The organism is Halomonas sp., assembly GCF_041689495.1.
In the GTDB taxonomy this organism is placed as follows: domain Bacteria; phylum Pseudomonadota; class Gammaproteobacteria; order Pseudomonadales; family Halomonadaceae; genus Halomonas.
This window is the reverse complement of sequence record NZ_JBDNGD010000422.1, coordinates 1-1,331: the sequence shown is the minus strand read 5'-3', so window position 1 is coordinate 1,331 and position 1,331 is coordinate 1. Positions and strand designations below refer to the sequence as shown.

The following is a 1,331-nucleotide window of genomic DNA, read 5'->3' as shown; positions in this document are numbered from 1 at the left end:
TTTTTCTGGGCACCTGGCGCAGGTGGCTGGCGGTCTGCCCGCCGGGCAGCGCGGCGATGGCGTCGGCGGCCAGCAATAGACGCGGCAGGTCGATGCCGCTGTGGCTGTTGCCGCCATCCAGGGCATAGACCAGGTCCTCGGTGGCGGTGTTGCCGGTGGCGCCGGGGGCAAAGGGACAGCCGCCCAGGCCGCTGCAGGCCGCGTCGATGGCCGTGGCCCCGTGATGAATGGCGAAGAGGGCATTGGCGACACCCATGCCATAGGTGTCATGGCCATGGAAGGCCCAACTCAGGTCAGGGGCTTGATGGCGCTCAATGAGGCGGGTGAAGTGTTCGGCGACCCGGTAGGGGGTGGCGCGTCCGGTGGTGTCGCACAGCGCCACTTCCAGGTCGAGGTGGCCACAGATGGCCATGGCCTGGTCGAGCACGGCATCGACTCGTCGCCAGTCGATGTTGCCCTCGAAGGGGCAATCGAAGCTGGTGCCCAGGTCGAGCCGCAGGCAGGCATTGCCCTCGCGGTCCAGGAGTTCGACGATCCGCGCCAGGTCGGCCAGGGACTCCTCGACACTGCGCCGGACATTGCTCTGGTTGTGTGATTCGGAAACCGAGACCACGAAGACCAGTTCGCGAATCCCCTGAGCCAGGGCCAGCTCCGCCCCCTTGAGGTTGGGCACCAGGGCCGAGAAGCGCATGGCGGGACGGTCGGAGAAGGCGGCGACCAGCTCGCCGGTATCCGCCATCTGGGGAATCGCCCTGGGGCTGACGAAGGAGCCGATTTCCATGCGGGTGATGCCGGCATCGATCAAGGCCTGGATGCAGCGGCGCTTGTCTTCGGTGGGCAAGGGGTCGCGGATCGACTGGAAGCCGTCACGCGGCGCGACCTCGACGATATCGATGCGTTCGGGTGGCGTGAGAAGGGTCATGGGCTTTCCTTGTGCTTCAACCAGTTGATGACGCCGCCGGCCGAGAGGATGTCGCGCTGCCGGTGACTGAGTTCATGGATCAGGCCCAGCGGATGGCCATCTTCGAGGATGGCCTCGATGCGCTGCCCGGCGGCCAGCTGGTCGCGAAGGTTGTCGATACGCAGTTGCTGACCCTCCTCGAGGCGGTCGTAATCCTCCGGGTTCTCCAGGGTCAGGGGCAGTACCCCGAAGCAGGGCAGGTTCTGCCAGTGGATGCGTGCGAAGCTGCGGGCGATGACCACCTGCAGGCCCAGCAGGCGCGGCAGCAGGGCGGCGTTCTCGCGGCTGGACCCCTGGCCGTAGTTGTTTCCGCCGAGGATGATGTGGCCTGCCTCGCCCCGACGACGCGCCCGGTCCACATAACCGGGGT

The 1,331-nt window shown here is 66.9% G+C and carries 1 protein-coding gene and 1 pseudogene; both read right to left on the bottom strand.

The features are described from left to right. Nucleotides 1–922: hydroxymethylglutaryl-CoA lyase (locus ACESMD_RS13040; RefSeq protein WP_372613829.1), on the bottom strand; the 922-nt coding region annotated here is incomplete at its 3' end. Beyond that, a pseudogene (locus ACESMD_RS13035) lies at nt 919–1,331 on the bottom strand (aconitate hydratase); the annotation flags it as partial. The pseudogene ACESMD_RS13035 and the gene ACESMD_RS13040, both read right to left, overlap by 4 nt.